Below are 20,183 nucleotides of genomic sequence, written 5' to 3'. Positions count from 1 at the left end.
GGAGACCCGAGATGCGTGTGACCGAACTGAACATCTATCCGCTGAAAAGCGCGCGCGGCATTCCCCTCTCCGAAAGCGCCGTTTCGGCCGAAGGCCTGCCGGGTGACCGCCGCGCCATGCTTGTCGACCCATCCGGCCACTTCATCACCCAGCGTGAATTGCCTGCTATTGCCACGGTTCTGGCTCGCCATGAGGACGAGAGCATGCTGCTTTCAAGGGGTGAAGACGGCGAGGTAGTCGCACGGCCATCAGGCCAGCGCATGGATGTGGCGGTGTGGAAATCGATCGTCAGCGCCAATATCGCCGATGACGAGACCAATGACACGCTTTCGGCCTGGCTCGGACGCGAGGTGAAGTTGGCGTTCTTCGATGATGCCTCTAAACGCATTGCGAGCCTCGAATGGACGGGCAATGAAACCCCCGTCACCTTTGCCGACGGCTACCAGATTCTCGTCACCACCACCGCCTCGCTTGCCGCACTCAACGACAATATGCGCGGAAATGGCGAGGAGGCCGTGGGCATGGAGCGGTTCCGGCCGAATATCGTGCTCGACACGGAGGAAGCATGGGCGGAGGACCGCTGGGCGGCCATCGAGATCGGCGGCATTCGTTTCGATCTCGTCAAGCCCTGCGCCCGCTGCATCATGACCACACAGGACCAGATGACCGGCTCCCGCGATGTGCCCTCCCCCATGAAGGCGATGGGCCGCATCCGCATGTCCGGCGACCGACGCGTGCCCGGCCCGCTCTTCGGCTGGAACGTCACGCCGCGCGGCGAAGGCCGGCTATCCGTCGGCGATGTTGCCAGGGTGATCGAGGAAAGGCCGGAAGGCTGGGCGATCAAGCGGCGGTAGGCCGGCGGCTTGGTTCTGACCGGGCACACCTTCTCTCCCTCACTCCTGTGCTCGTCACAAGAATTCAGCCGACGCGCGTCGGCGCGGCGGAGAGACTCTTTTCAGCCCAAGGACTTGGGCTGGCTGGATCCCTGTGACGAGCACAGGGATGAGGAGGAGCGCGCTACGGTCATCGCTCAACAACCGGCTCAGAGCTGGACGCGCCGATCTCCATCATTGTTTCACACTCGCAAATGCGACGCGCAGTCTGAAATCACGGCTTTTTCGCCCCGACAATCAGAAAGATCGGGCGGCGATCCTCGTGTCTCAATTCCGGGCGCTCGGCCATCAAAGCCGGATCTGGCCTGGGCTCGGCCAGACACGTCAGGGTAAAACCGGCAGAAAGCAGGCTGTTGAGAATGCCTGACAACGTGCGGTGATATTTAACCACGTCATCCGCCATCCAGTTGGAGTGGCGCACGCCTTCGTTCTGATAATTGTCGAGCGGCCAGTGGAGGATTTCGCCCTCCTCGTCATAGAACCAGTCCTGTTTTTCCAGCGCCGTGAAAACAGGATGTTCGATGGAAAAGATGAAATCGCCACCGGATTTCAGCACGGCAAAAATCTTCGCGAATGCCACGTCAAGATCGCGAACGTAATGCAGGGCGAGAGAACTCAGCACCACATCGAAACTTTCCTGCGGAAAATCGATGTCTTCGATGGCGGCGCGGCGATAGTCTATGCCCGGACCGCCATTGATCTCGACGGCGCGGCGCAGCATGTTTTCGGAGAGATCGACGCCAACGATATGGGCAGCACCCTGCTCCGCCGCATAACGGCAATGCCAACCGAAACCGCAACCGAGATCGAGGAAAGACCTGCCTTTCAGGTCCGGCAACATAGCGCGCAATTCATGCCACTCGCCGGCCTGACGCAGACCCTCCACGGAGCGCGGCATTGCGCTGTAGCGCTCGAAGAACCCGGGATCGTCGTAGATATTCTGTTTCATCGTCGTCTCTTCTTCCGCATTCCATCAATGGCATGAATAGTGGCCGTCAAGAAAAGTCGCTAGTGGGACCGGCTGACAAAAGATAATATTCGTTCCATCGTAGCGGATTCTGCGGCAAGCCATGCGCCTTCTCCCTGAGGCGAGGCGCCGCGATGGGGGAATATTCATGTCGCAAGCCACACGCCAGACCATGCCCTGGGTGATTATCGTCGCCGGGTCGCTGATTGCGGTCATGACCTTCGGTCCCCGCTCGGCAATGGGTTTCTTCCAGTTGCCGATGCTTGCCGATACCGGCTGGGATCGCTCTACCTTCGGTCTTGCCATGGCTTTGCAGAACCTCTTCTGGGGGCTTGGCCAGCCCTTCTTCGGCGCCATCGCCGATAAATACGGCACGGGTCGCGTGCTCGTTCTTTCCGGCCTGCTTTATGCTGCCGGCCTCATCTGCATGTCTTTCGGGACCTCGACGTTCTGGCTGCATTTCGGCGGCGGCGTTCTCGTCGGGCTCGGCATTGCCGCCGGCTCCTTCAGCGTCATCCTTTCGGCCTTTGCGCGCCATGTGACGCCGCAGCAACGTTCGCTCGCCTTCGGCATCGGCACGGCGGCGGGTTCGGCCGGCATGTTCCTGTTTGCGCCGATCAGCCAGGGGCTGATTTCCAACTATGGCTGGTCGGACAGCCTCGTCTGGCTCGCCGCGATGATGATGCTCGTGCCGCTGCTCGCCTTTTTCATGCGCGGCAATTCATCCTCCGGCAGCCAGTCGCAGGCGCAGTTCCAGCAGACGGCGGGCGAAGCCCTGAAGGAGGCGCTCGGCCATAAAAGCTACCTGCTTTTGACCACCGGTTTCTTCGTCTGCGGTTTTCAGGTGGCCTTTATCACCGCGCATTTTCCGGCCTATCTCGGCGATATCGGCATCGAACCACGGTACGCCGTCATCGCCATGGCGCTAATCGGCTTCTTCAACATCATCGGATCGCTTGCCGCCGGCGTCATCGCCCAGCGTTATTCCAAACCCTATCTGCTGGCCTATATCTATATTGCCCGCTCGGTCGTGGTCACGGCCTTCCTGCTGCTGCCGCAATCGCCGCTTTCGGTCATCATCTTCGCCTCCGTCATGGGCATTCTGTGGCTTTCCACCGTACCGCCCACCAATGCGCTGGTGGCGATCATGTTCGGCACACGTCATCTCGGCATGCTGGGCGGTGTGGTTTTCCTGACCCATCAACTCGGCTCATTCCTCGGCGTCTGGCTGGGCGGCTTTCTTTACGACAGGTTCGGTTCCTATGATCTCGTCTGGTGGCTGGGCGTCGGCATGGGGATTTTTGCGGCCATCGTGCATTGGCCCATTCAGGAGCGGCCGGCTCCGAGGCCTGCAATGGCCTGATCTAAGCCTGCACGGCCCTGTTGAGCGCAGGCGCCGCCACTCGGCCTTCCAGCGCCTTCAGCGCCGCCTGCACGAAACCGTCGCGGGCGGCGTTTTCGTTGAGGCCACGCGGATCGTAGACATGCCGGTTGAGAAAATGAGCGGTGAGGCGGAAAGCCGCCGCAAGGCTGTCAGGATCGGCCGCCTTCGACTGGCCTTCGCTCAAGAAAGCCGGAAGCGACAGCATCCGCTCCGCATAGGGCGCACCTGCCGTGCGGCAAACCGCCCTGCCCGTTTTCGGCGATACATAGATGAGATCGGTGCGCAGCCCCGTCGCCGCACATTCGGTAAGATCGAGCCCGAAACCGAGCTCGTTCAGCACCGCCAGTTCGAAACGCACGAACAATTCCCCGGCATCGACGGGGTCATGCAGATTATCGAGAATGATATCCAGCGCCTGATAGAGATGCGGGTGCGGATCGCGCTCCGGCAGAAGCCTGAGCAATGCGCCCATGGCCTGCACGCCATAAACGGCGGTCGCCGTTTCCATCAGCTGTGCTGCGCGCAATTGCAGCGGCTCGATGCGGAACTCGCCCAGATGATCGTGAAGGCGCGCCCGCCAGATGACATCCACCCGGTTTCCGGCCTGCAACACCGGCTGCATGCTGCGGGAACGGCCGGAACGCACCAGCCCCAGATGGCGGCCACGCGAAGGGGTCATCACCTCGGCGATGACACTCGTCTCGCCATGGCGTTTGACGCCGAGAATGATTGCCTCTTCCTGCCACTGCATGAAACGCGTCCGGATTTCGATTCAGGTCCGAGCATACCCGATCTGGCGGCAAAACGTTATTCTTTTACGGCGTCGCCGACCGTGCCGACGAGATTGAGAACGAAATCGACAATTTCGTTTTCACCGAAAGGCTTGCCGAGCAACGGCGCGTGCATGAGATCTTCCGGAAAACCCGTCGTGTCGCCATAACCGCTGACGAAACCGAAGGGAATGCCCACTTCCCGCAAATCGCGCGCGAAAGCGTAACTTTTGCCGTCCGTCAGGCTGACATCGAGAAGAACGCAATCGGCACCATCCTGTTCGACGGCCTGCTTTGCTTGCCCAAGCGTCGTTGCGATTACGATCGTTTCCACGCCCATGGACTGGAGAACCGCTTCGACATCAAGGGCCACCAGATATTCATCCTCAACGATGATAACCCGTTGTGGCACCATATCTTTTCTTCTTCCTAAATAGAGAGCCCATGGCTCAAAGTCGCAGTCTGCGACGTGATCTCAAGCGAGATATCACCACAGAAGTCGCAAATTACGGCTCCAGCGTCATTTAAAAAAGACATGTCGGAAGAAGATCAAATGAAGGGCCTTTGGCGCTTTTCGTCGCTTTCCCAGCCGGCAACATTGGCCAGCCCGGCATTATCAAGCACCAGACAACCCTTGTCCGTCCAGCGTATGAGGCCGCGATCGACCAGCTTTCTCAAGGTCTTGTTGGTGTGCACAATGGAAAGGCCGAGCGTATCTGCCACATGCTGCTGGGTGACGGGAATAGGTGTTTCGTTGCGGATGAGATCAACCGCCTTCGCCTTACTATACAGGAAGGCGATGAGATAGGCCGCGCGCTCCAGCGCGGTGCGTCGGCCGATGCTGAGGAGGTGGTTGTCGAGCATGCGCTCCTCGCTTGCCGCGATCCAGGTGAGATCAAAGGCAAGAGTCGGGTGATCGGTGAAGAGATTGTTGAGCCGCGATCGCTCGAAAACGCAGAGCGTCACCGGCGACAGGGCCTCCACCGAATGCTCCATTTCCCCCATCACCGTGCCCTGAAGGCCGACGAGGTCACCCGGCATGACATAATTGAGGATCTGCCGGCGCCCGTCTTCCAGTGTCTTGTATCGGAAAGCCCAGCCTTGCAGGACGGTATAAAGATGGGCGCTGTGCGAGCCTTCCATCAGGATGACGGAGCCGCTTTCAACCGCAAGTTCTCCTGTCTTGAAACGGGAGACGAAATCGAGTTCAGGGGAGGAAAAGTCCCGAAAATGCGGCAGGTCGCGCAGGGGACATTGCTGGCAGGGGGTGGTGGAAATTCCGTTCGGTTTTTTCGGCGACATGAATATCCATCATCAAAAAAGGTTGCGCCCAATCGTTTTGGAACAACACGCCCGAACGTATTCGGTTCCCGATAAATATTGAAGATATTCAAAGCCCTTGCGCCCTTTATTCCTGTGCTCGTCACAAGAAATTGGTCAGCCCAAGTCATTGGGCTGAAAAGGCTCTACTCGCCGCGCACGAGCCGCATCGGCTGGAACCCTGTGACAGGCACAGGGTTGAGGGAGGATGCCTTTCGGCCTTAGCCCCGCGGAAATTCCAGACCCATTTCACGGAAGCGCTCGGGGTCATCGCCCCAGTTCTCGCGCACCTTCACGAACAGGAAGAGATGCACCGGCTGCTCGAGGATCTCTGACAGTTCCTTGCGTGATGCGGTGGAGATCGCCTTGATAGCATCGCCGTTCTTGCCCAGCGCAATCTTCTTCTGGCTGTCGCGCTCGACATAGATCACCTGCTCGATGCGCACGGAGCCGTCCTTGCGCTCTTCCCACTTTTCCGTCTCGACATGCGAGGCATAGGGCAGTTCCTGATGCAGGCGCAGGAACAGCTTTTCGCGGGTGATTTCGGCGGCGAGCTGGCGCATCGGCAGGTCGGAAATCTGGTCCTCCGGGTAATACCACGGGCCTTCCGGCAGGGTCTCCACCAAGTAGTCCATCAGGTCTTCACAGCCCGAACCGTTGGTGGCGGAAATCATGAAGGTGCGGTCGAACGCGACCGCCTCATTGGCGGCAGCGGCGAGCTTCAACAGGTCTTCGCGCTTCACCTGATCGATCTTGTTGAGGCACAGGATCTTCTTCTGAGGAACATCCTTCAGCCCTTCCAGAATGGCCTCGGCATCACCCTTCAGGCCGCGCTCGCTGTCGATCAGCAGCAGAATGAGATCCGCATCCTTCGCGCCACCCCAGGCGGACGTGACCATGGCACGGTCGAGCCTGCGGCGCGGCTTGAAGATGCCGGGCGTGTCCATGAAAACGATCTGCGCATTCTTGTGGATGGCGATGCCGCGCATCACGGCGCGTGTCGTCTGCACCTTGTGGCTGACGATCGAGACTTTTGCGCCCACCAGCCGGTTCACCAGCGTCGATTTGCCGGCGTTGGTCGGCCCGATGAGGGCGACGAAACCGGAACGGGTCGGAAGGGCATTGTCTTCGCCCGTTACGGCGGGGTTTTCGTGATCGGTCATGATATCCATCAAGGTCAGAGGTATTCAACATGCGGCCATAGGGTCCGCCATGCGCTCGATTGCAGCACCCTGTCGTCGGGTGCTCAGTTTCCGGTGGGGCTTTTCTGCCAGACGCCTTCGCGTTCCAGCAATCTCGTTGCCGCCACCTGTTCGGCCGCGCGCTTGGAGCGCTCGACACCGGTTTCCGGCTTCACGCCGGGAATTTCCACCGTCACCGTAAAGCGTGGATCGTGATCCGGTCCGGAGCGATCGTCAATACGGTAGGAGGGCGTGGTCGCAAATCTGGCATGCGCCCATTCCTGCAATTCGGTCTTTGCATCACGACGCCCGGCATCCACGCTTGTCGCGCGGCCCTGCCAGTATTTCAGAATGAATTTGCGCGACGCTTCCAGCCCGCCATCCAGATAGATGGTGGCGATCAGGCTTTCGACAACATCGGCGCGCACGTTGAGCATCGCCTTGCCAGTCAGCTTCTTCACATCCGAACCGGTGCGGATGAAATTGTGCAGGCCCATCTCGTCGCCGATCGCGGCGCAGGATTCGGCGCTGACGAGCTGGTTCAGACGAACCGAAAGCTCGCCTTCGGTGGCGTTGCGGAAAGTGGAGAACAGCAGTTCGGCGACGCAGAGACCGAGAACACGGTCGCCTAAAAATTCCAGCCGCTCGTAATTGCCGGCCGCGGCGGAGCGGGCGCTGGCATGGGTCAAGGCCCGGTCAAGCCGGGCCTTTTCCTTGAACTCATATCCGATCAACGCTTCCAGACGGGAAATCTCGTCCGCCGAAAGCGGCTTGGTCTTGCTCATTCCACAACCTTGAAGAGGCGGTCCCAACGCATGTTGGCGGGCCAATCCCAAATGCGGCTGAACGGCGTGTCATTGCCCAGCGAGAAGAAGATGACGCTGGCGCGGCCGATCAGGTTTTCTTCCGGTACGAAACCGACGTCGAAACGACTGTCGAGCGAATTGTCTCTGTTGTCGCCCATCATGAAATAATGGCCTTCCGGCACCACGAATTCGCGGGTGTTGTCGCCGCGCGAGTCGGGCGACTGGTCGAGCGTATCGTAGGTGACGCCATTGTCGAGCGTTTCGCGAAAGACAGGCACATTGGCGCCCGGATCGGCGCGGTAATCGGAGGTGAAGGTGCCGTCGGGCTGCTTGGGAACCGGCTGACCGTTGATGAACAGCACGCCGTTCGTCACCTGGATGCGATCACCGGGTAAGCCGACGAGGCGCTTGATGTAATCGACTTCAGGATTGGGCGGCAGGCGGAAGACCACGACATCGCCGCGCTTCGGCTTGCTGAATTCGAGGATACGGCCCGAAAACAGGTTCGGCGAAAAGGGCAGCGAATATTTCGAATAGCCGTAGGAGAACTTGTTGACGAAAAGATAGTCGCCCACCAGCAGCGTCGGCATCATAGAGCCGGACGGGATCGTGAAGGGCTGAAACAGCACGGTGCGGATGACCATGGCCAGCAGCAGCGCCTGAATGATGACCTTGACGTTCTCCCAGAGGGCGTTCTGCTTCTTTTCAGCTTTTTCCGACACTTAAAGACCTGCCTGATTGTTTCCCGGCTTCTTCGATTTCAGAAGCTCCCGGGCCGTTGCTTATCGCGCCTGCGGCGGGTGATGCTGTCTCACGCGGCCGGCAAGGCTTTCATATTTCTGCGACTTCTCTAGAACCTTTCCAGCCCGAAGGGAAGCGCTTCTGTGACACGTCCGCAAATAGGACGCCAATGCGGCTTCACCGGGTCTTACCCGTTCACGGGAAGCGCCTCGATAATCACAAATGCCTGAGCATAGGGAAAATCATCCGTGATCGTCAGGTGAATATTGGCGCGGTGGCCGGCGGGCAGCAGCGCCGTCAGCCTTTCCCCTGCCCCATTGGTCAACACCATGGTCGGCTTGCCGCCCGGCAGATTGACGACGCCCATATCCTTCCAGAAAACGCCGTTCGCAAGGCCGGTCCCCAGCGCCTTGGAACAGGCTTCCTTGGCGGCGAAACGCTTGGCATAGGAAGCGGCGCGGTTCTTGCGGCCATCGGATTTGGCGCGCTCGATATCGGTGAAACAGCGATGGGTGAAGCGCTCGCCGAAACGTTCGATCGATTTTTCAACGCGGCGGATGTCGATCAGGTCGCTGCCCAATCCAATGATCATTTCAACATCTCCAGAGAAGCATTCTTGTTGGCGGCGCGATGCGCGAGATTTTCCATCTTGCGCCGCTGGAAACCGCTGATGAGACCATAAACGGCGATATAGGCGACGACCGCGCTGACAAGGGCGGGAAAAAACGCGCCGATTGTCATGGGTTCCAGCACAGGCGTCCATATCTGACGGAATTCGAGATGGCTGAACAGCGCCACGAAATCCACATCCGCTGCGCTTTCGATCTTCTGCCGACCGAGGATGAAGTGCCCCAGTTCCCAGGTGGATGCCCAGATGAACGGAAATGTCAGTGGATTGGCAAAGGTGGTGCCGAGCGCGGCAGCGACGAGATTGACACGCATCAGAAAACCGAGCGCCATCGCAATGATGATATGGACACCGAGAAACGGTGTCCAGGCCACGGCCACACCGATGGCGACACCGGCGGCGACGGAATGCGGAGACGCGGAAAGCCGGAGCAGACGCAGCTTCATATAGCGCAGCGAACGGGAAAACCCCGTGCGCGGCCAAAACAGGTCGCGAATCTTCTCTGAAAAACCAACGGGTTCACGGCGGCGAAACGGCATGGGGTGCAGTTTATTTCATCGCCCGGGCCGAGCCAAGAGGCATAAGGCCATATTCAGAAGCGCGCCACAAGCAGCAGGGGCATGCGGCGCCGACTATCCATGCGGGAATGGCCACACAGCCCGGGATGCCCGCGCTTCTCGCGCGCACCTTCTTGTCTCTAAAGGTCAGCCTTCACGTCAACCAATATGACTGCCCCCGCTGACCCAAACGCATGGCGAAGGGCTGCCATGCGCTGTGCGCATTACCGGCGGAACAGGCCGCGGTCGATTTCGCGCTGGCGGAATTCGAGGTCGACATTCGATACCGAACCGCTGAGATATTCGAATTCGCGTTCCTGGGTGGTCTTGCCACGAACGGCGCGGGCGATCTTGCGAAGCGGAGTAAACATGATTTTCGGTCCTTTCGGTTTGGAACTGGCGTTTCTCATCGGTGTTCATCCACCGGCACGCCGCATTTCCTTCTCTTCAATTTCTGAGATGAAAATAGTCGCAAACCGCCTCCGCCACCAGAGACAGGAAAAGGCCGCTGCCATGCGTTCAACGCATAACAACAGCCTTGCAGTGCTTACAAAAGATCAAAAATGCCTCAATCGAAGGCACGCGTTACGGTCGAAACGCAATCGAGATCCTTGAGCTGCGACAGAAGCTGGTTCAGCTGCCTGAGATCCCAGACTTCGACATCCAGCGCCAGCTCGGAGAAATCCGTGCCGATGCGCACCATGTTGAGGCCGCGAATATTGACGTCCAGCGTCGCGATCGACTGCGCGACGGACGCGAGCGTGCCCGGTTCGTTCAGCGCATTGATCATCACCCGCGCCATGAAGCGCGACTTGTTCGCCTCATCGAGGTCCCAGCGCACATCGATCCAGCGCTCCGGCTCATCGTCGAAGCGTTGCAGCGCCGGAGCCTGAATGGGATAGATGGTGATGCCCTTGCCATTTTCCATGATGCCGACGATGCGATCACCCGGTACGGCGCCGGCGGAACCGAAATGCACGTCGACATTGCCGGAAAGTCCACGGATGGGCAGCGGGTCCGGCCCATCCAGCATCTCGGCGGCACCATCGTCCTCAAGTACGGAGCGCGACTTGCCGGGTATCTTGAAGACCATGCCGGAGGCGCTGCGCATGTTGAACCAGCCATCGTCGCCGGTCATCTTCACCGTCACACGCTCATCCTGATAATCCGGATAGACCGCACGCAGCACATCGAGCGACGAGACTTCACCACGGCCGACGGCGGCGATGGCATCTTCGACATCCTTCTGCGCCAGACGATGCAGCACGGGCTTCAGCGCATCCCGGGAGAAGGCCTTGCCGGCGCGTTCGAAGGTACGTTCCAGAATGCGATAACCGAGGCCGGAATATTGCTTGCGGATGGCCATGCGGGTGGCGCGGCGAATGGCAGAACGCGCCTTGCCGGTCACCACCACCTCTTCCCAGGCGGCGGGCGGCACCTGCACGCCGGAGCGGATGATCTCCACCTCGTCACCATTGTTCAAGCGGGTGACGAGCGGCATGATCCGCCCGTTGATCTTGGCGCCGACCGTGGTGTCGCCGATATTGGTGTGCACCGCATAGGCGAAATCGATGGGGGTGGCGCCGCGCGGCAGGGCGATCAGCTTGCCCTTGGGCGTGAAGCAGAACACCTGATCCTGGAACAGCTCGAGCTTCGTATGCTCGAGGAATTCTTCCGGGCTGTCGCCTTCGGCCAGCGATTCGATGGTGTGGCGCAGCCAGGAATAGGCGTTCGATTCCGGCGAGAGCAGATCGCCCTCCCCGTTTTCGCCATCCTTGTAAAGCGCATGGGCCGCGATGCCGAATTCGGCGATCTCATGCATGCGCTTGGTGCGGATCTGCAGCTCGATACGCTGGCGCGAAGGACCGACGATGGTGGTGTGGATGGAACGGTAGTCGTTCTGCTTCGGTGTGGAGATATAGTCCTTGAACCGGCCCGGCACCACGCGCCAGCGCGTATGCACGATGCCCAACGCCCGGTAGCAAGAGGGAATGTCATCCACCAGAATGCGGAAACCGTAGACATCGGAAAGCTGCTCGAAGGAGAGCGACTTCGACTGCATCTTGCGAAACACCGAATAGGGCTTCTTCTGACGCCCCTTCACGCCTGCCCCAACCAGCCCGTTTGCCACGAGAAGCTCGCGCAACTCGTCCTCGATCTTCTTGATCAGCCCTTCATTGCGCGTTTCCAGCTCCTGAAGACGGTTGGTCACCGTCTCATAGGCTTCAGGGTTAAGGTAACGGAAGGACAGGTCCTCCAGCTCGTCGCGCATATCCTGCATGCCCATGCGGCCGGCGAGCGGCGCATAGATTTCCATGGTTTCTTCGGAAATGCGGCTGCGCTTGTCGGCCGGCATATATTCCATGGTGCGCATATTATGCAGGCGGTCGGCAAGCTTCACCAGAAGAACGCGCACGTCGTCGGAAATGGCGAGCAGCAGCTTGCGCAGGTTTTCGGCCTGTTTCGCCTTGCGGGTAACGAGATCGAGCTTCTTGAGCTTGGTCAGTCCCTCCACCAGCCGGCCGATATCCTCGCCGAAAAGCTCGTCGATTTCTGCGCGGGTGGCGGTGGTGTCCTCGATCGTATCGTGCAGCAGCGCCACCGCGATGGTCGATTCGTCGAGATGCATTTCAGTGAGGATTGCGGCAACTTCCAGCGGATGCGAAATATAGGGGTCGCCATTGGCCCGCTTCTGCTGGCCATGTTTCTGCATCGCGTAAACATAGGCCTTGTTGAGCAGGGCCTCATTCGCATCCGGTTTATATTTTTGAACCCGCTCGACGAGTTCGTATTGCCGCATCATGCGATATTCCACAAAAAGAAAGCGCGCCAACCTTGGGGTCGGCGCACAATGCTGCATCAATAGGGATCAGATTATGACGGCAACTATTGACAGACAGTAACCGCCGCCTGCCAAAGGCATCATAAAACCGGATCAATAATCGTCGTTTTTTTCCGGCGGCACAAGGCCTTCGATACCGGCCAGCAGTTCTTCTTCCGACATCTGGTCGAAAGTGACGGTTTCCGGCTGGTCGTCGTCTTCGCCCTCGGCAGCGGAGGCGGCGAGCGTGACCGGATCGGGCTCGGGCTCGTCCACTTCCACGTGCTTCTGCAGCGAGTGGATCAGGTCTTCCTTCAGATCGTCGGGAGACAGTGTCTCGTCAGCGATTTCGCGCAGCGCAACAACCGGGTTCTTGTCGTTGTCGCGGTCAACCGTGATGGAAGACCCTTGAGAAATCTGGCGCGCACGGTGGCTGGCGAGAAGCACCAGCTCGAAACGGTTGTCTACTTTATCAATGCAATCTTCAACTGTGACGCGGGCCATTGCCTGTCCTTTGCGGGTCGTAATGTCGTGGATCAGAGCGCCGTGCGATGTTCGGGGTGCACAAGGGGTACTCTAACCTATTGAATCTGCGCTTCGTGCCTTGCGAAAAACATTCAAGATTTCTCGCGACGACGCTTTCCAGCCTCCGATACAGCCATTGGCCGCGGAATTCAAGTTTTTCCTGTCTTTGGCGTCTTTTGGCACCATATCGCCCATGTTTGGCGTCTGATGAGCAAAATGTCTAGAAGAATTGTCTTGGAATAAGGGGGAAGGTAGCTTACTTAAAACGCAACGGCGACACGCAAAGCGCGTTGATACGACATGTTTTTTTGCGTCATCGACCGGATATAAAAGCCAGATAATGGCCTTTCCAAGAAAAGGAATGGGATGGAATGTTCGATCCACGGGAGAAAATTGCGCTCTTCATAGACGGGGCCAATCTTTATGCAGCATCGAAAAGCCTGGGATTCGATATCGACTACCGCAAGCTCCTGAAGGCGTTTCAAAAGCGCGGATACCTGCTGCGCGCCTATTATTATACGGCGCTCATCGAGGATCAGGAATATTCCTCGATCCGCCCGCTGATCGACTGGCTGGATTATAACGGCTACAAGGTCGTGACAAAGCCGGCGAAGGAATTCACCGACGCACTCGGCCGCCGCAAGATCAAGGGCAACATGGATATCGAACTCGCAGTCGATGCCATGGAACAGTCCGAGACGGTCGATCACCTGGTGCTCTTCTCCGGCGACGGCGATTTCACCACGCTGGTGGATGCGCTGCAGCGCAAGGGCCGCAAGGTTTCGGTGGTTTCCACCATGGCCACGCAGCCTGCGATGATCGCCGACGACTTGCGCCGACAGGCCGATCACTTCATCGATCTGATGACGCTGAAGGCCGAGATCGGGCGCGACCCGAACGAGCGCCCCGCCCGGCACGCAGAGGGTCCGGAGACGGTTTGACCCTGGTTTAGACACCGCAGACTTTTAAAGGCGTCCGTTGAAAAACGGGCGCCTTTTTTGTTTTGCGCTGATCGCCCAAGGTAAAATTCCTTTTAAACTTAACAAACATCAAATCCGGTCAGTCGAAATTATATCTTGGTTAATTTTAGACGTGTCTAAATCACGCAAAGACACCAGTTACGTGATTTGGGGTGTCAAAGCAGGATGACTAGACATGCACGGCCAAGCAAAAACCGACCGACAACTTGATGAACGACTGAATTTTCTGGGGCTTGGCCACGGTGAGCGGCAAAATCTTTCAGACATGAAGGGCGTCATTACCGGCTCCCTCGATGCGTCCCTCGATCGCTTTTACGCCAAGGCCCGCTCGGTGCCGGAGACTGCGAAGTTCTTCTCCAGCGAGGCCCATATCCAGCACGCCAAGGGCATGCAGCTCAAGCACTGGGAGAGGATAGCCTCCGGTACATTCAATGCGGATTATACCGATGCCGTAACCGCCATCGGCCGCACCCATGCAAGACTGGGGCTGGAGCCGAGGTGGTATATCGGTGGCTACGCGCTGATGCTTGATGGCATCGTCAAGGCCGTGATCGAGTCCGAATTGAAGGGCCTTTTCATGGAGAAGAAGGCCAAAAAGGTGAAGGACGCCCTCTCCGCCACCATCAAGGCCGCCCTTCTCGACATGGATTATTCGATCTCCGTCTATCTCGACGTGCTTGCCAGCGAGCGGCAAAAGGTCGAGGCCGAGCAGGCGCAGATGAAGAGGGAGCAGGATCACGTTCTCGAACTGCTCAACAATGCCCTCAACAAGCTGGCAAACGGCGACCTCACTTCCAGCATCGGCGAAAAGACCGCACCGCAGTTCGAGGGGCTGATCGCCAACTTCAACGCCGCGGTCGGCAATCTCTCCGGCGCCTTTGCGCAGATCGTCGAGGAAGCAAACAAGATTTCCAGCAATACCCGTGAACTGACTTCCGCGACCGATGACATGGCCCGCCGCACGGAACAGCAGGCCGCCGCCCTTGAGGAAACCGCCGCCGCCGTCGAGGAAATCACCACCATTTCCAAATTGTCGGCGCAGCGTTCCGAAGAGGCCAAGGCCATTGTGGAAAGCTCGGCCGTTGAGGCCGCGCGCTCACGCGATGTGGTGACGGACGCGGTGAAAGCGATGGGCGCCATCGAGGAATCGTCGCAAAAGATCACCCAGATCATTTCCGTCATCGACGAGATTTCGTTCCAGACCAATCTTCTGGCGCTGAATGCCGGCGTGGAGGCTGCACGCGCCGGTGAGGCCGGCAAGGGCTTCGCCGTTGTCGCCCAGGAGGTGCGCGAACTCGCACAACGCTCCGCCAACGCCGCCAAGGAAATCAAGACGCTGATCGCCAAATCTTCCGACGATGTGATGCAGGGCGTTTCGCTGGTCAACAAGACGGGCGAGTCCCTCAATACCATCGGCAACAAGGTCGATCATATTCAGGAACATATCGTCTCGCTGACAAAGGCGGCGCAGGAGCAGTCCGTCGGCATTCAGGAAATCAACGCCGCCATCAACAGCATGGACAACCTGACCCAGAAGAATGCGGCCATGGTGGAAGAGACGAATGCGGCGACGCATAATCTGAGCGATGTCAGCGCCAATCTGGCGGCGCTTGTCAGCCGGTTCAGCGTTTCTGCAACGCGGGCGCATGTGGAGCGGACGTATCGGGCTGCTTGAGAGGCGACACGGCCACATCCACCTCTTCATCCCCGCCTGAAGCCACTGCTGTCCCGTTTAAATCTCTGGACGGACTGCGTTTGCATCGAAGTCGAGGGCGAAGGGCGAAAATCCTCTCGACGTCATCCTCGGGCTTGTCCCGAGGATCTGCAACGCATTGATTTTGTTTACGTGTTTAGATCCTCGGGACAAGCCCGAGGATGACGTCGAAGTGTCTGGCAACATTCGCCATCAAACTAATGACGCCATTCCAGACGCGCCGTCTGGATGCCGGATCAAGTTCGGACGGAGGTACATGTCGCGAAAGGCGGCAAATCCCCTGTCCGGCCAAACCGGTTCAGGCGTTGCCGCCCTTCAGCAACCGCGACTTCTGCCGGTTCCAGTCGCGTTCCTTTTCGGTCTCGCGCTTGTCGTGCAGCTTCTTGCCCTTGGCGAGCGCCAGTTCCAGCTTGGCGCGACCCTTGTCGTTGAAATAGACCTTCAACGGTACCAGCGTCATGCCTTCACGGTTGATGCCGGCGCGCAGACGGTTGATCTCACGCTTGTTCAAAAGCAGCTTGCGGCGGCGGCGCGGCTCGTGGTTGAAGCGGTTGGCCTGCAGATATTCCGGCAGGTGGGAATTGATGAGCCAGATTTCATCGCCCTCGTCCGACGCGTAGGATTCGGCGATATTCGCCTTGCCTTCGCGCAGCGACTTGACCTCGGTGCCGGTCAGCACCAGCCCCGCCTCATAGGTATCGATGATTTCATAGTTAAAACGAGCCTTGCGGTTTTCCGCAACGATCTTGTTCACCACGCGCTGGCTGCCTTTGGGGGCCATGATATTTCAATCCCTTGTTTTTCTTATTGCGCCTTCGGCTTACCGCCGAGAGCGGTTTTCGAACCCCTATTTAATGTTGTCGTCGCGAAAAGAAAAGGCGCGCCGAACGGCTTCTGTCGCGAAGCGGTTCATGGCGCGCCTTAAACGCTTTCGGGCCTGCCTCAGTTCATCAGGCCGGCATGCTTCAGCGCCGCATCGATGGCCGCTTCCGTTGCCGGTTCCAGCGTGCTCATCAAGGGCGAGCGGACCCGGCGATTGCCGCCGCGCGTCTTCGACAGCGCATATTTGGTGCCGCAGACGCCGGGCTCCATGAAGATCGCCTTGTGCAGCGGCATCAGGCGATCCTGATATTCCAGCGCCTTGGCATAATCGCCGGCGAGCATTGCCGCCTGGAATTCCGAACAGAGGCGCGGCGCGACATTGGCGGAGACCGAAATGCAACCGACGCCGCCATGGGCGTTGAAGCCGAGCGCCGTGCCATCCTCGCCCGAAAGCTGGATGAAGTCCTTGCCGCAGGAAATGCGCTGCTCGGAAACGCGGTCGATCTTGCCGGTCGCGTCCTTGACGCCAATGATGTTCTTATGCGCCTTGACCAGCGCACCCATGGTTTCCGGCGACATGTCCACCACCGAGCGCGGCGGGATATTGTAGATGACGATCGGCAGTTTCACGGCTTCGGCGACTGCCGAGAAATGGGCGAACAGGCCCTTCTGCGTCGGCTTGTTATAATAGGGTGTGACGACCAGCAGCGCATCCGCACCGGCCTCCTGCGCGTGCAGCGCAAGCTCGATTGCTTCATCGGTATTGTTGGAGCCTGCGCCCGCAATGACCGGAACCCGTTTCGCCGCCACCTCGATGCACAGCTCGACGACCCGTTTGTGTTCGTCGTGGGAGAGGGTTGGAGATTCCCCTGTCGTGCCCACGGGCACAAGTCCGCTGCTGCCTTCGGCGATCTGCCATTCCACATGGGCGGCAAATGCCTGTTCGTCCACGGCGCCATTGTCCGTGAACGGGGTAATGAGGGCGGGAATTGATCCCTTGAACATGCAAAGCTCCTGGCGCCGAGCCGGTTCATGCTTCGGCCGCATTCGATGGTTAAAACCGGCACACATTAGAGCCAGCCCTTGACGCCGACAAGCGCAAAGGCACCGTATTTTGTCCGAAATTGTCGGAAGTGTGACAGTCTCCGGACCATGACCGGCAAGTGCAAAAAGCCGGCGCCGAAAAGAGACATCGCTCGCGGGCCGGTGAATAAAAGTTGATTGAATCGCGGGGCGGTTATTAAGATTTCATTAAGGCTGAAATCTCAAGATTCCGGTGTGGGACATCAGACCGTTTTCGGCAATCCTGCTGCAATGAAGCGATATTACAGGAAAATCGGCAACTCCTTTACACAATGAAGAACGGCATGAAAAAGACAGTCTGGGGATTGATGGCGGCGGGTCTTGCCGCAACCGTTTGGAACGCACTGGCCGGGCCGCTGCCGGAAGGTGCGGTGCCGCTTCCCTATGTCAAGCCGAACGCGCCTGCTGTTCCGGCCTTCATGCCGGCCTCGCCCGAGATCACCGGCGCCATACCGCGCCTTACCCGCCCCGATGATACCAGCCAGCTGAAGGCCGGCCTCGACGCGCTGTCCAGCCGCGATGCGGCCAGGGCAATCGCGCTGCGCAACACCATGCCGAGCGGCAGCCTCGACCGGCATATTCTCTCCTGGGCAATTGCCGTCTCCGGCCAGAAGGATGTGCCATCAGCCGAGATTGCTACTGCCCAGCGCGAACTGGCCGGCTGGCCCGGTGCCGCCACCCTGCGGGCCAATTCCGAAAAGGCGCTTTACAGGGAAGATCCGCCGGCCGCGCAGGTGCTTTCAGCCTTCGGTAGCAGCCGGCCGGAAACCGCGGAAGGAACCGTCGTGCTTGCCAAGGCGCTCGCCTCCTCCGGTAAAACAGACGAATCGCAGCGCCTCATTCGCCAGCTCTGGGTCAGCGAAGGCATGGACAAGGACATGGAAGACCGTGTGCTTGCCGAGTTTCCCACCTATCTGACGCCGGCCGATCACAAGGCGCGTATGGATTATCTGATGTATCGCAGCCGCATCAGCCAGGCCAAGCGTTTCGGGGATCTCGGCAAGACGCAGTCGCTTTATAATGCCTGGGCGGCGGTGCTACAGCGATCCGTCAATGCCACGGCGTTGCTGGGCAAGGTCGACGCCTCCTGGCGCAACGATCCGACCTATCTCTTCGCGCGCATCGAGAACCTGCGCAATCAGCAGAAATATCCGGAAGCCGCCGTGCTGCTGCGGCAGGCGCCGAAGGAAACGGCCAGACTCGTCAACCCCGGCGAATGGTGGAACGAACGCCGTATCGTCGCCCGCGGCCTTGCCGATCTGGGTGATTTTGCCGAAGCCTATCGCATCGTCGCCAATCATTCGGCCACTTCAGCCGTCGATATTGCCGATGCAGAATTCCATGCCGGCTGGTATGCGCTGAGGGCGCTGCGCGATCCGGCGGCAGCCTCTCGCCATTTCAATACGTTGTTGCAGACGTCGAACCGGCCGCTTTCGGCCTCGCGCGCCTATTATTGGCTCGGACGGGCGGCGGAAGCGGGCGGACCGGGGAATGCCCGTGACTATTTCGAAAAAGCCGCCGCGCATCCCGGCACGTTTTACGGCCAGCTCGCCGCCGCGCGGATAGGTACGAAGACACTGAACGTCACCTATCCAAGCCCCAGCAGTGGCGACCGCGAACGTTTCGCCGGCCGCGAAGCCGTGCGCGCCATCGACCGGCTGGAGGCGGCGGGTTACGGCTGGCGTGCCGACAGCCTTTACCGCTCGCTCGCCGAACAGCTCGACAGCCCCGGCGAACTTGCCATTCTTGCAGCACGGGCGGAAGGCAACGGCAACCATCAGGTTTCGCTACAGATCGGCAAGACCGCCTTCAGCCGCGGCATCGATGCGGCCGCACTCGCCTATCCGCTCGGCGTCATTCCCGCCAGCGCCAATATTGCCGGCTCCGGCAAGGCGCTTGCCTATGCCATCGCCCGGCAGGAAAGCGCCTTCAACCCGGCCGCCGTCTCCGCCGCCAATGCGCGCGGCCTCTTGCAACTGCTGCCCGGAACAGCCAAGGGCGTGGCCGGACGGCATGGCCTGCCCTACATCCAGGCGCGACTGACCACCGATGCGGGTTATAACGCCACGCTCGGCGCACATTATCTCGGCGAGCAGATCGACAGTTTCGGCGGCTCCTATATCCTCACCTTCATCGCCTATAATGCCGGGCCCAAGCGCGTGCCGGAATGGATCGCCCGCTATGGCGACCCGCGCGGCAAGCCAATCGACGAGGTGATTGACTGGATCGAGCGCATCCCCTTCCCCGAAACCCGCAATTACGTGCAGCGGGTGATGGAGAATTATCAGGTCTACAAGACGAGGCTCGGGCAACAGGCCGATATCGTTGACGACCTGCGCCATGGGCGGGCGGGATAGAAACCCGGCACATCGGTTGATCGCTGTCAAACTATCGAAGCACCGGCAGGCCCGGTGCTTTTTTGTTTAATGGACTGACCGCACTCAAACAAAAAACCCCGGCATTTCTGCCGGGGTTTCCATCACTGACTATGTCAGATCAGATTAGAACGAACGCTGAAGGCGAACGAAACCAGTCCATTCTTCCGGTGCGTTGTCGGTGTCGGTGTAATTGGCAGTAACTTTCGCGGCCAGACCCTGTGTGATCTGGTAATCAACGGTAACACCTGCAGTCCAAGCATCATCGTTCGACCAGTCGTTAACAACGTAGTACGTCGTACCAGCAGCACCGCCAACAATGGGGGCGCCAGCGGCAGCGAATGCAGCAGAAGAGCCCTTCGCAGCAACATTACCAGAATATTGGAATGCAGGCGTAATCGTCAGTTTTTCAGTTGCCTTGATTGCGTATTCAGCAGCAACTGCCCACTCGGATTCAGCGTAGTAAGCGTTTACGCCAGAAGCCCAAACACCAGCAAGACCAAGCGTGCCGGGGCCGATGTCAGCCGTAGCGATGAGGCGGAGAGCGCCTTCTTCCTGGTCTACGTCGTAGCCACCGATGAACTGCAGCGATGCAGCGCCGAGCTTCGCACCGATA

General features: G+C 59.2%; 20 protein-coding genes. 5 read left to right on the top strand and 15 right to left on the bottom strand.

Features of this window, described 5'->3' with window-relative positions; genetic code table 11:
* Nucleotides 1–11: 11 nt before the first annotated feature.
* Nucleotides 12–854, top strand: a complete 843-nt coding sequence (locus PL597_RS19490; RefSeq protein WP_271366036.1) for an MOSC domain-containing protein — start codon at nt 12–14, stop codon at nt 852–854.
* Nucleotides 855–1,107: 253 nt separating this feature from the next.
* Here the strand turns inward: PL597_RS19490 and PL597_RS19485 are convergent, their stop codons facing one another.
* On the bottom strand, nt 1,108–1,842 hold the full coding sequence (locus PL597_RS19485; protein WP_271366035.1) for a class I SAM-dependent methyltransferase: 735 nt from the start codon (nt 1,840–1,842) through the stop codon (nt 1,108–1,110).
* A gap of 166 nt (nt 1,843–2,008) precedes the next feature.
* Here PL597_RS19485 and PL597_RS19480 point away from each other — a divergent pair, with 166 nt between their 5' ends.
* A complete protein-coding gene (locus tag PL597_RS19480) occupies nt 2,009–3,223 on the top strand; it encodes an MFS transporter (RefSeq protein ID WP_271366034.1) in 1,215 nt (404 codons plus the stop codon).
* A 1-nt stretch (nt 3,224) separates the two neighbouring features.
* Here the strand turns inward: PL597_RS19480 and recO are convergent, their stop codons facing one another.
* The 11 genes from recO to rpoZ all read right to left on the bottom strand — a co-directional run bounded on the left by recO (nt 3,225) and on the right by rpoZ (nt 12,572).
* The gene (recO, locus tag PL597_RS19475; RefSeq protein ID WP_077982606.1) at nt 3,225–3,995 is read right to left on the bottom strand and encodes a DNA repair protein RecO; all 771 of its coding nucleotides are present in this window, start codon (nt 3,993–3,995) and stop codon (nt 3,225–3,227) included.
* Nucleotides 3,996–4,051: 56 nt separating this feature from the next.
* Nucleotides 4,052–4,429 carry a response regulator gene (locus PL597_RS19470; RefSeq protein WP_077982607.1) on the bottom strand — a complete coding sequence of 126 codons (378 nt, stop codon included), beginning with the start codon at nt 4,427–4,429 and terminating at the stop codon, nt 4,052–4,054.
* 134 nt (nt 4,430–4,563) lie between these two features.
* Nucleotides 4,564–5,316: a Crp/Fnr family transcriptional regulator gene (locus tag PL597_RS19465; RefSeq protein ID WP_080809772.1), complete on the bottom strand. Its 753-nt coding sequence runs from the start codon at nt 5,314–5,316 to the stop codon at nt 4,564–4,566.
* 239 nt (nt 5,317–5,555) lie between these two features.
* On the bottom strand, nt 5,556–6,506 hold the full coding sequence (gene era / locus PL597_RS19460) for a GTPase Era (RefSeq protein WP_173988547.1): 951 nt from the start codon (nt 6,504–6,506) through the stop codon (nt 5,556–5,558).
* Between the two features lie 74 nt (nt 6,507–6,580).
* The gene (gene rnc, locus PL597_RS19455) at nt 6,581–7,300 is read right to left on the bottom strand and encodes a ribonuclease III (protein ID WP_077982609.1); all 720 of its coding nucleotides are present in this window, start codon (nt 7,298–7,300) and stop codon (nt 6,581–6,583) included.
* The gene (gene lepB, locus PL597_RS19450) at nt 7,297–8,043 is read right to left on the bottom strand and encodes a signal peptidase I (protein WP_080791042.1); all 747 of its coding nucleotides are present in this window, start codon (nt 8,041–8,043) and stop codon (nt 7,297–7,299) included. Before lepB ends, rnc begins: the two co-directional genes overlap by 4 nt.
* A gap of 206 nt (nt 8,044–8,249) precedes the next feature.
* A complete protein-coding gene (gene acpS / locus PL597_RS19445) occupies nt 8,250–8,654 on the bottom strand; it encodes a holo-ACP synthase (RefSeq protein WP_077982611.1) in 405 nt (134 codons plus the stop codon).
* Complete coding sequence (locus PL597_RS19440) at nt 8,651–9,229, bottom strand: DUF2062 domain-containing protein (RefSeq protein ID WP_142912495.1); 579 nt, start codon at nt 9,227–9,229, stop codon at nt 8,651–8,653. Before PL597_RS19440 ends, acpS begins: the two co-directional genes overlap by 4 nt.
* Before the next feature lie 242 nt (nt 9,230–9,471).
* Nucleotides 9,472–9,618: a hypothetical protein gene (locus PL597_RS19435; protein WP_003496944.1), complete on the bottom strand. Its 147-nt coding sequence runs from the start codon at nt 9,616–9,618 to the stop codon at nt 9,472–9,474.
* A 197-nt stretch (nt 9,619–9,815) separates the two neighbouring features.
* Nucleotides 9,816–12,050 (bottom strand): RelA/SpoT family protein, encoded by a 2,235-nt coding sequence (locus PL597_RS19430; RefSeq protein ID WP_173988536.1) that lies wholly within the window; start codon nt 12,048–12,050, stop codon nt 9,816–9,818.
* Between the two features lie 132 nt (nt 12,051–12,182).
* On the bottom strand, nt 12,183–12,572 hold the full coding sequence (gene rpoZ / locus PL597_RS19425) for a DNA-directed RNA polymerase subunit omega (RefSeq protein WP_077982613.1): 390 nt from the start codon (nt 12,570–12,572) through the stop codon (nt 12,183–12,185).
* Nucleotides 12,573–12,964: 392 nt separating this feature from the next.
* Here rpoZ and PL597_RS19420 point away from each other — a divergent pair, with 392 nt between their 5' ends.
* Both PL597_RS19420 and PL597_RS19415 read left to right on the top strand, forming a co-directional pair.
* Complete coding sequence (locus tag PL597_RS19420; RefSeq protein ID WP_004440903.1) at nt 12,965–13,534, top strand: LabA-like NYN domain-containing protein; 570 nt, start codon at nt 12,965–12,967, stop codon at nt 13,532–13,534.
* Nucleotides 13,535–13,748: 214 nt separating this feature from the next.
* Nucleotides 13,749–15,248: a methyl-accepting chemotaxis protein gene (locus PL597_RS19415; protein WP_142912494.1), complete on the top strand. Its 1,500-nt coding sequence runs from the start codon at nt 13,749–13,751 to the stop codon at nt 15,246–15,248.
* Nucleotides 15,249–15,585: 337 nt separating this feature from the next.
* Here PL597_RS19415 and smpB read toward each other — a convergent pair whose 3' ends face one another.
* Both smpB and dapA read right to left on the bottom strand, forming a co-directional pair.
* Complete coding sequence (gene smpB / locus PL597_RS19410; RefSeq protein WP_077982615.1) at nt 15,586–16,068, bottom strand: SsrA-binding protein SmpB; 483 nt, start codon at nt 16,066–16,068, stop codon at nt 15,586–15,588.
* A 161-nt stretch (nt 16,069–16,229) separates the two neighbouring features.
* A complete protein-coding gene (dapA, locus tag PL597_RS19405) occupies nt 16,230–17,114 on the bottom strand; it encodes a 4-hydroxy-tetrahydrodipicolinate synthase (RefSeq protein WP_077982991.1) in 885 nt (294 codons plus the stop codon).
* A gap of 362 nt (nt 17,115–17,476) precedes the next feature.
* Between dapA and PL597_RS19400 the strand changes: the two genes are divergently transcribed.
* Entirely contained in the window at nt 17,477–19,549 is a 2,073-nt protein-coding gene (locus tag PL597_RS19400; protein WP_271366032.1) for a lytic transglycosylase domain-containing protein, read from the top strand.
* Between the two features lie 144 nt (nt 19,550–19,693).
* On the opposite strand, the gene PL597_RS19395 is transcribed toward PL597_RS19400, so the two are convergent.
* Nucleotides 19,694–20,183: porin (locus tag PL597_RS19395; RefSeq protein WP_271366031.1), on the bottom strand; the 490-nt coding region annotated here is incomplete at its 5' end.

This window comes from Agrobacterium sp. ST15.13.013 (assembly GCF_027956525.1).
GTDB classification, from domain to species: Bacteria; Pseudomonadota; Alphaproteobacteria; order Rhizobiales; family Rhizobiaceae; genus Agrobacterium; species Agrobacterium salinitolerans.
Note: the sequence above shows the minus strand (reverse complement) of the source record. Positions and strands in the feature narration are given on the sequence as shown.

Excerpts from the sequence above, each read along its gene's own strand:
- PL597_RS19490 (WP_271366036.1), top strand. The coding sequence starts at position 12 with ATGCGTGTGACCGAACTGAACATCTATCCGCTGAAAAGCGCGCGCGGC.
- PL597_RS19485 (WP_271366035.1), bottom strand. The coding sequence starts at position 1,842 with ATGAAACAGAATATCTACGACGATCCCGGGTTCTTCGAGCGCTACAGC.
- PL597_RS19480 (WP_271366034.1), top strand. The coding sequence starts at position 2,009 with ATGTCGCAAGCCACACGCCAGACCATGCCCTGGGTGATTATCGTCGCC.
- recO (WP_077982606.1), bottom strand. The coding sequence starts at position 3,995 with ATGCAGTGGCAGGAAGAGGCAATCATTCTCGGCGTCAAACGCCATGGC.
- PL597_RS19470 (WP_077982607.1), bottom strand. The coding sequence starts at position 4,429 with ATGGTGCCACAACGGGTTATCATCGTTGAGGATGAATATCTGGTGGCC.
- PL597_RS19465 (WP_080809772.1), bottom strand. The coding sequence starts at position 5,316 with ATGTCGCCGAAAAAACCGAACGGAATTTCCACCACCCCCTGCCAGCAA.
- era (WP_173988547.1), bottom strand. The coding sequence starts at position 6,506 with ATGGATATCATGACCGATCACGAAAACCCCGCCGTAACGGGCGAAGAC.
- rnc (WP_077982609.1), bottom strand. The coding sequence starts at position 7,300 with ATGAGCAAGACCAAGCCGCTTTCGGCGGACGAGATTTCCCGTCTGGAA.
- acpS (WP_077982611.1), bottom strand. The coding sequence starts at position 8,654 with ATGATCATTGGATTGGGCAGCGACCTGATCGACATCCGCCGCGTTGAA.
- PL597_RS19440 (WP_142912495.1), bottom strand. The coding sequence starts at position 9,229 with ATGCCGTTTCGCCGCCGTGAACCCGTTGGTTTTTCAGAGAAGATTCGC.
- PL597_RS19435 (WP_003496944.1), bottom strand. The coding sequence starts at position 9,618 with ATGTTTACTCCGCTTCGCAAGATCGCCCGCGCCGTTCGTGGCAAGACC.
- PL597_RS19430 (WP_173988536.1), bottom strand. The coding sequence starts at position 12,050 with ATGATGCGGCAATACGAACTCGTCGAGCGGGTTCAAAAATATAAACCG.
- rpoZ (WP_077982613.1), bottom strand. The coding sequence starts at position 12,572 with ATGGCCCGCGTCACAGTTGAAGATTGCATTGATAAAGTAGACAACCGT.
- PL597_RS19420 (WP_004440903.1), top strand. The coding sequence starts at position 12,965 with ATGTTCGATCCACGGGAGAAAATTGCGCTCTTCATAGACGGGGCCAAT.
- PL597_RS19415 (WP_142912494.1), top strand. The coding sequence starts at position 13,749 with ATGCACGGCCAAGCAAAAACCGACCGACAACTTGATGAACGACTGAAT.
- smpB (WP_077982615.1), bottom strand. The coding sequence starts at position 16,068 with ATGGCCCCCAAAGGCAGCCAGCGCGTGGTGAACAAGATCGTTGCGGAA.
- dapA (WP_077982991.1), bottom strand. The coding sequence starts at position 17,114 with ATGTTCAAGGGATCAATTCCCGCCCTCATTACCCCGTTCACGGACAAT.
- PL597_RS19400 (WP_271366032.1), top strand. The coding sequence starts at position 17,477 with ATGAAAAAGACAGTCTGGGGATTGATGGCGGCGGGTCTTGCCGCAACC.